Annotated in this window: 9 protein-coding genes; all 9 read right to left on the bottom strand. The window is 67.6% G+C overall.

The annotated features are described in order from the left end of the window. The coding region (locus HP547_RS21730) for an acetyl-CoA C-acyltransferase (protein WP_172287401.1) at window positions 1-804 on the bottom strand (804 nt) is incomplete at its 3' end. Between the two features lie 7 nt (window positions 805-811). Beyond that, on the bottom strand, window positions 812-1282 hold the full coding sequence (locus HP547_RS21725) for a MaoC family dehydratase (RefSeq protein ID WP_172231230.1): 471 nt from the start codon (window positions 1280-1282) through the stop codon (window positions 812-814). Between the two features lie 10 nt (window positions 1283-1292). Next, window positions 1293-2078 carry an SDR family oxidoreductase gene (locus HP547_RS21720; RefSeq protein WP_172231233.1) on the bottom strand — a complete coding sequence of 262 codons (786 nt, stop codon included), beginning with the start codon at window positions 2076-2078 and terminating at the stop codon, window positions 1293-1295. A 41-nt stretch (window positions 2079-2119) separates the two neighbouring features. Then, entirely contained in the window at window positions 2120-2998 is an 879-nt protein-coding gene (locus HP547_RS21715; protein ID WP_172231236.1) for an SDR family oxidoreductase, read from the bottom strand. 36 nt (window positions 2999-3034) lie between these two features. Further along, the gene (locus HP547_RS21710; RefSeq protein ID WP_172287400.1) at window positions 3035-4186 is read right to left on the bottom strand and encodes an acetyl-CoA C-acetyltransferase; all 1152 of its coding nucleotides are present in this window, start codon (window positions 4184-4186) and stop codon (window positions 3035-3037) included. Between the two features lie 3 nt (window positions 4187-4189). Then, entirely contained in the window at window positions 4190-5248 is a 1059-nt protein-coding gene (locus HP547_RS21705) for an acyl-CoA dehydrogenase family protein (protein WP_172287399.1), read from the bottom strand. Window positions 5249-5258: 10 nt separating this feature from the next. Then, a complete protein-coding gene (locus HP547_RS21700; RefSeq protein ID WP_172222681.1) occupies window positions 5259-6422 on the bottom strand; it encodes an acyl-CoA dehydrogenase family protein in 1164 nt (387 codons plus the stop codon). A gap of 9 nt (window positions 6423-6431) precedes the next feature. After that, window positions 6432-7184, bottom strand: coding sequence for an enoyl-CoA hydratase family protein (locus HP547_RS21695; RefSeq protein WP_172222686.1), 753 nt, complete (start codon window positions 7182-7184; stop codon window positions 6432-6434). Next, window positions 7181-8262: nitronate monooxygenase family protein (locus HP547_RS21690; protein ID WP_172287398.1), on the bottom strand; the 1082-nt coding region annotated here is incomplete at its 5' end. The genes HP547_RS21695 and HP547_RS21690, both read right to left, overlap by 4 nt.

Raw genomic sequence — 8262 nt, 5'->3', positions numbered from 1 at the left:
CAGCAGGCTGGCCGAAGCACCGTCAGAAAACTGCGAGGCATTGCCCGCCGTGACAAACTCGCCAGCGCCGACCCACTTGCCATCCTTCCACACCGGCTTGAGCGCTGCGAGGTCTTCGAGCCGCGTGCCTGGACGGTTGCATTCGTCGCGCTCGACCCGCACCCGCTCATGCCCGGCAGGCTGGCCTTCCTTGTCGAACAGCAGCTTGTCGACTTCAAGGGCTACCAGTTCCTCGTCAAACAACCCGCTGCGCTGGGCCGCCGCCGTGCGCAACTGGCTTTGCAGCGCGTACTCGTCCTGGGCCGCGCGGCTGATGCCGTAGCGGCGTGAAACGATTTCTGCAGTTTCCAGCATGGGGATATAGGCATCCGGCATCACCTCCAGCACCGCCTGGGACTGCGCCCGATAGGTGTTCTTGTGCCGGGTCTGGGTCAGCGACAGCGACTCCACGCCACCGGCAATGGCGATTCCCAGCTCGCCGGTGACGATACCCTTGGCTGCCAGGCCGATACTGATCAGGCCCGAGGCACACATGCGGTCCACGGCCATGCCGGCCACGCTGGCGGGCAAGCCCCCGGTGTAGGCACACAGCCGGCCGATGTTGTAGGCCTGGGTCCCCTGCTGCACGGCGGCGCCCATGATCACATCGTCGATGGCCTCGGCCTCGACCCCCGCACGCTCGACCACGGCGCGCACCACGTGGCCACCCAGCACAGGCGCCTCGGTGTCGTTGAACGACCCACGGAACGACTTGGCCAGCGCAGTACGGGCGGTGGCGACGATAACGGCTTCATTCATGTCCATCACAGGCTCACTCGGCAACAGGGTTGAAGGTGTAACGGCTGATGGTGTCGACCACGCAGCCTGGGCGGCTTTCGCCCTCGATCTCGACAGTGACCCGTACCACCAGCTGCACGCTGTCACCCAGCGCTTCGGCGCGCAGGATCTGGCCACGGCCACGCACCCGCGCACCGACCCGCACCGGCGCCGGGAAGCGCACCCGGTCACAGCCGTAGTTCACCCCCATCGCCAGGTTGTCGATTACCAGCAGTTGCGGCAGGAACAGGTTGACCAGCGACTGGGTCAGGTAGCCATGCGCGATGCACGCCCCGAACGGCCCGGACGCCGCACGCTGCGGGTCGACATGAATCCACTGATGGTCACCGGTGGCCTCTGCGAACAGGTCGATACGCGGCTGGCTGATGGTCAGCCAGCCGCTGCAGCCCAGCTCCGTGCCCTCGGCGGCCAGCAAGGCCTGGGCACTGTTGAAGGTATGGCTCATGGCAGTTTCCTCAGGCTTGCTGTGAACTGACCGACAGCACTTCGCCGACCATGTAGGAGGCGTAGTCACTGGCCAGAAACATCATCACGTTGGCGACTTCCCAGACTTCGGCCGCGCGGCCGAAGGCTTCGCGGCTGGCCAGGCTGGCCAGCAGCGCCTCGCTGGAGGCCTTCTTGAGAAAGTCGTGCAGGGCGATCGACGGCGCCACGGCATTGATGCGCACACCATGCTCGGCCGCCTCCAGGGCGCTGCAGCGGGTCAGCGCCATCACCCCGGCCTTGGCCGCCGCGTAATGCGCCTGCTCCTTTTGCGCCCGCCAGCCCAGCACCGAGGCGTTGTTGACAATGGCGCCGGCGCCACGGCGCTGCATGTGCGGCAGCATGGCGCGGGTCATGCGGAAGGTACCGGTGAGGGTCACATCCAGCACCCGCTGCCACTCCTGGTCGGTCATCTCGACCACGGTCTTCTGGCCGCCCAGGCCGGCGTTGTTGATCAGCACATCGACGCCGCCCAGCAGGCTTTCGGCGCGGTCGACCAAGGCCTGCACGTCGGCCTCGACCGTGACATCGCACAGCTGGCCGTGAATGGCCTGCAGGCCGGTTTCAGCCTTGAGGCGCTCGACCGCCTCCTCCAGCCGACGCGGGTGCACATCGGAAATCATCAAGGCCCGGCAGCCTTCCTCGGCGCTGCGCCGGGCCGCCGAATAACCGATGCCGGCACCGGCAGCGGCGGTAATCAGTACCGACTTGCCGGCCAGCAGCTGGTGACCGGGTACATAGGCAGGGGCTTGCTTCACGTGGGGCACTCCAAAAGTGGGGGGTGGCTCAGGGGCGGCATTCAGCTGCCCCAAACCTTCTGCGGCGCTGGCGCCTGGCCCAGGATCTGCGCGATGACCGGGCCGATTTCCTGTACCTGCCAGCGGCCGCCCTTGTCCTGTGTAGTGCCGGTGCGCCAGCCATCGGCCAGGGAAATCCGCCCGCCCTGGCTTTCGAATACCTGCCCGGTCACCTGCGCCGAGGCTTCGCTACCCAGCCACACCACCAGCGGCGCGACGTTGTCTGGCGCCCAGGCATCGAAGCTGCCGTCATCCGGTGCCTTGACCACCTCCGGCATGGCGCTCTCGGTCATTGCCGTGCGTGCGGCCGGTGCCAGGGCATTGGCCGTCACCCCGTAGCGAGCCAGCTCCGCCGCCTGCACCAGGGTCAGCGCGGCAATGCCGCCTTTGGCTGCGGCGTAGTTCGACTGGCCGATCGAGCCCTGCAAGCCGGCGCCGGAGCTGGTATTGATGATGCGCGCCGCCACCGGGGTGCCGGCCTTGGCCAGGTCGCGCCAGCGTCGACCAAGGATGTTGGCCAGGCAGTAATGGCCCTTGAGGTGCACACGCATGACCAGGTCCCAGTCCTCTTCGGACAGGCTGATGAACATGCGGTCGCGCAGCACCCCGGCGTTGTTGACCAGTACATGCACCTCGCCAAACGCCGCCAGCGCGGCATCGACTATGCGCTGGGCACTGTCCAGCGTGGTGATGTCGTCACTGTTGGCGATCGCCTGGCCACCGCTGGCAAGGATCTCGCCGGCCACGTCCTGCGCCGCCTCGGCACGGATATCGTTGACCACCACCCGCGCGCCCTCGCCAGCAAACGCCAGCGCATAGGCACGGCCCAGCCCGCCGCCGGCACCGGTGATGATCACCGTGCGGCCTTCACATATCGCCATGTCCCACTCCTTTGCATACGGTTGACAAGCTGCGCGTCACAGGCGCTCGATAATGGTCACGTTGGCCTGGCCACCGCCTTCGCACATGGTTTGCAGGCCGTAGCGGCCACCGCTGCATTCCAGTTCGTTGAGCAGCGTGGTGGTCAGCCGTGCGCCGCTGGCACCCAGCGGGTGACCCAGGGCGATGGCGCCGCCGTTGACGTTGGTGCGCGCCGGGTCGTAGTCCAGTTCCTTGCTCCAGGCCATCACCACCGAGGCGAAGGCTTCGTTGATCTCCACCCGGTCGATGTCGGCCATGCGCAGCCCGCTGCGCTGCAAGGCGCGGCGCGTGGCGGCAATGGGTGCGGTCAGGTGCCAGATCGGGTCGTCAGCCAGCACGGTCAGGTGGTGAATGCGCGCCCTGGGGGTCAGGTCGTAGCGTTTCAGCGCAGCTTCCGACACCACCAGCAACGCCGCCGAGGCATCGCAGGTCTGGCTCGACACTGCCGCCGTGATAGACGGATATTGCGGGTCGACTGGCTGCAGTTCGGCCATCTTTGCCAGGGTGGTCTGGCGCGGGGTTTCATCCTCGCGCAAGCCGTTACAGGCCACGATCTCGCGGTCCAGGCGGCCGCTGGCCATGGCCGCCAGCGCCCGGCGATGGCTCTCCAGGGCAAACGCCTCCATCTGCTCGCGGCTGATCTGCCAGTGCTCGGCAATGCGCTGGGCAGCATAGAACTGGTTGACCGGCTGCGCGCCGAAGCGCCTGCGCCAGCCCTCGCTGCCGGAAAACGGGTCGGCAAAGCCCAATGGCTGCCCCGCCAGCATCGCCGCGGCGATCGGGATGCGCGTCATGGTCTGCACACCCCCCACTGCGATCACGTCCTGGGTGCCGCTCATAACCGCCTGGGCGGCAAAGTGCAGCGCCTGCTGCGACGAGCCGCACTGGCGGTCCACGGTGGTGCCCGGCACGCCAAGCGGCAGCCCGGCCGCCAGCCAGCTGGTGCGGGCGATGTCCCCCGCCTGGGCACCGATGGTGTCGACGCAACCGAAAATCACGTCGTCGTAGTCTTCTGCGGGGACGGCATTGCGCGCCACCAGTGCTTTGAGCACATGCGCGCCGAGGTCGATGGCATGGACCTCGGCCAGCGCACCCTTGCGCTTGCCGGTGGGGCTGCGCAGCGCATCGACGATATAGGCCTCTGGCATGGTTCACTCCTCGAAGGTATGCCCGGGCCCAAGCCGGGCGTGGTCGGCGAACAGGTAGGCACCGACACGGGATTTGTGGAAACCGCGGTCGCCCCACGACGCATCCAGCGCCCAGGCCCGCTTCATGAACATCTGCAGGTCGACTTCCCAGGTGTACCCCATCGCGCCATGCACCTGGATGCCCTTGCGCGCGGCCAGCCAGCTGGCCTCGCAGCAGGCCAGCCGGGCTTGCGAAACCCACACCGAAGCACCCGGCTCGGCATTGGCCAGGCCATGAGCGGCGCGGTACAGCACGGGTTTGGCCTGCTCCACCTGCCGCGCCACATCTGCCAGGTGATGCTTGACCGCCTGGAAACTGCCGATCGGCTTGCCGAACTGCTTGCGCTGGGCCACGTAGTCCACCGACAGGTCGAGCATGCGCTGGGCCAGGCCGAGCAATTGCCCGGCCACCGACAGCGCGCCGCGGTCGAGCATTTGCGCTTGCAGGCGGCGGCCTTGCTCACCGCTGGCCAGCAGGGTCTGCGCGGTGGGGTTCCAGCTGACCTGACCCAGGCGCCTGGAGGCATCGATACTCGGCTGCGCCTGCACATCCACCGCCGCTCGCGGCACCAGGTGCAAGTCATCGCCGGCCGGCAAGATCAACACCTCGGCCAGCTGGGCGTCGCTGACCAACGGGTTGACCGGGTGGCTGATCGCCAGGCGCATGCTGCCTTCGGCGATGCGGGGTAACAGCGCCGCACGCGCCGGGTGCTGTGGGTCGAGCCGGCTCAACAGGCCGCTGGCGACATAGGCGGTGTCCGCCAGCGAATCGGGGATGGCGTAGTAGCCCAGTTCCTGGGTCATCAAGGCCCAGGCGACATCGTCCATGCCCAGCCCGCCCTCGGCTTCGGGCACCGACAAGGCGGTCAGGCCCTGGGCGGCGATGCGGTTGCGCAGGTCCGGCGAGCGGCCGGCGTCGGTTTCCCAGATCTCGCGGAGCATCTCCGGGGCGGCCTCGGTCATCAGGAAACGGCTGATGGCTTCGCGAAACGACAGCTGGTCATCGGTAAAGGTGAAGTCCATGGCCTGGTCCTTACTTGGGCAGGCCGAGCATGCGCTCGGCGATGATGTTGCGCTGGATCTCGTTGGTGCCGGCGTAGATAGGCCCGGACTGGGCAAACAGGAAGCCTTCCAGCCAGCCGGCGGCGTCCTCGGCCTGCCTGGCGCCGGCCAGCAGTTCACCGCGAGCGCCCAGCAGGCGCATGGCGGTCTCGTGCATTTTCAGGTCGAGCTCCGACCAGATGATCTTGTTGATGCTCGACTCGGCGCCAATCTGCTCGCCGCGCCCCAGGCGCCCGACGGTGTGGTAGGCCGACAGGGCGTAGGCCTCGGCGCCCATCCAGCAGTCGATCACTGCATCACCCAGCCCCGGGTCGCGTGCTGCGCTGTGCGGGCTGGCCTTGAACAGCTGCACCAGCTTGCGGGCGGTGTGCTGGAAGCGCGCCGGCGAGCGCAACAGCAGCCCGCGCTCGAACCCGGCGGTGGCCATCGCCACATGCCAGCCCTGCCCTTCGGCACCAATGCGGTTGGCCACCGGCACCCGTACATCGTCGAAGAACACCTCGGCGAAGGCATCCTTGCCGTTCAGCGCCTTGATCGGGCGAATGGTCACGCCCGGTGCGTTCAGCGGCACCATCAGGAACGACAAGCCATGGTGGCGGGCCGAGCCCGGCTCGCTGCGGAACAGGCCGAACAGCCAGTCGGCAAAGGTGGCACGCGTCGACCAGGTCTTCTGGCCATTGATCACGTAATGGTCGCCGTCCAGCAGCGCCTTGCTGGTGATTGCCGCCATGTCGGAGCCGGCATTGGGCTCGGACCAACCCTGCGCCCACATGTCCAGGCTTGCCGCCATGCGCGGCAGAAACCTGCGCTTCTGTTCGGGCGTGCCAAATTCCATCAGCGTGGGGCCGAGCAGCAGCTGGCCGTTCTGGTTGACCCGCATGGGTGCGCCAGCGCCGTAGTACTCCTCCTCGAAGATCAGCCATTCGATCAGGTCGCAGCCGCGCCCGCCCAGCTCGGCGGGCCACATCACCATCGACCAGCGGCTTTCGAACAGCCTGGCCTCCCAGGCACGGTGCTGCTCGAAGCCTTCGCGGGTGTCATAGCTGGCCAGCGGTTCACGCGGCATATTGTGCGCCAGCCAGGCGCGCACTTCGGCGCGGAAGGCTTGCTGTTGGGGGGTATAGGTCAGTTGCATGGCGTGCCCTCAGAACTTCGCGTCGCGTTTTTCGACGAACGCCCGACGGGTTTCAGCCGAGTCGGGGCTGGTGTAGGCCTGCAGGGTGAAGCCCTGCTCCCAGCGGTATTTGTCTTCCAGGTTGCCGTCCTCGATGCCGTTCAGGGCTTCCTTGGCCAGGCGGATCATGGCCGGGCTCTTGGCGGCGATGCGGGCGGCAATCTCCAACGCCGTTTCGCGCAGCTGCGCCCTGGGCACCACCCGCTCGATAAAGCCGTAGGCCTGGGCCTCTGGCGCGCCGATGCTGGCACCGGTGAAGAACAGGTAGCGCACCTTCTGTACCGGGAACAGCCGCTGCAGGTGCGCACCGCCGCCCATGGCACCGCGGTCAACCTCGGGCAAGGCAAAGGTCGCGCAATCGGCGGCAACGACGATATCGGCAGCGCCAGTGATACCGATGCCACCGCCCAGCACAAAGCCGTGCACGGCGACGATCACCGGCACCGGGCTACGGTGCACGGCCTTGAAAGTTTCGTAGTTGCCGGCATTGACCGTAACGATGCGTTCCGGGTGTGCATCCAGCTCCTTGATGTCGACACCGGCGCAGAACCCCCGCCCTTCGGCACGGATCACGATCACCCGCACCTCGGGGTTGCTGCCAAGGGCATTGATGTGCGCGGCCAGGGCGTGCCATTGCTGGCTGTCCAGGGCGTTGACCGGCGGTTTGTCGATCACAAGCTCCGCGATCCCCTGGTCGATCTGGGTGGTAAAGGCGCAAGTCATGAACGTTCTCCAGTGAGGGCCAGTCGGTCGGCAACGGCTGCCGGTGTGTGCTCCGGGCAGCGTGCAAGCAAGGCATCGAGGCACTGCGCGGCTTCGGCGGCGATGCCTTCGATGACCTCGCGGCAGGTCAACAGGTCGCTGATGGCTGCTGCCACCTGGCCGCTGGGCAGGATGCCGTCGTCCGGCAGGCCGTCGACCATCGAGCGTTGCAGCAGCACCGGCTGGTTGGCGGCCATCACCACCTGCGCCAGCGCCGCCGGGTCTTCACGCAGGGCGCGCAGGAACACCGTAGCCATGTGCGCCAGGCTCATGCCGGTCTGTTGCTTCCACTGCCAGGCGCTGCCCAGGGCAATGCGCAGGCGGGCGAACGGCCCGGCTTGTTCCAGGCGGTTGATGAAGCGGTTTTCGATCATGCGGTGGCGCATGCCGTCCACTGCGGTGGTGACCCGCACCTGCTGCGGGTCAGCCACCTTCAGGTAGCGCGCCAGGGTGGCGGCGGGGGTGGGTGATTCGCGGGTCATCAAGAACCGCGTGCCCATGGCGATGCCACTGCCCCCGGCAGCCAGCACCGCCGCCAGGCCGCGCCCGGTGGAGTGCCCGCCAGCGGCGATCACCGGCACGCGCACCGCCGCCAGCACCTGCGGCAGCAGGATCGTGCCCGGTACGCCGCCGGTATGGCCACCGCCCTCGCCCGCTTGCAGGGTGATCAGGTCGGCGCCCAGCTGCTCGGCCTTCAGGGCATGCTTGAGCGCACCCACGGTGGGGATGCACAGCACCCCGGCGGCCTTGAAGCGGGCGATGGTCTGCGCATCCGGCCCGCGACCATAACTGACGGCGCGCAGGCGGTAGGCAATGGCCAGGTCGACGCACTGCGCGGCGTTGTCCTGGAACATGTGGAAGTTCAGGCCGAAGTTGCTGCCGCCGGTGGCCTCGATCACCTTGCGGATCTGGCCCTCCAGCGCATCGGCGGCCAGGGTCGCCCCGGCCAGGAAGCCGAAACCGCCGGCCTGGGTGGTGGCGATGACCAGGTTGGCGTCCGACACCCAGCCCATGGCGGTCTGCACGATGGGGTAGCGGC

The organism is Pseudomonas sp. CM27 (genome assembly GCF_013179515.1).
Taxonomy (GTDB): domain Bacteria; phylum Pseudomonadota; class Gammaproteobacteria; order Pseudomonadales; family Pseudomonadaceae; genus Aquipseudomonas.
Note: the sequence above shows the minus strand (reverse complement) of the source record. Positions and strands in the feature narration are given on the sequence as shown.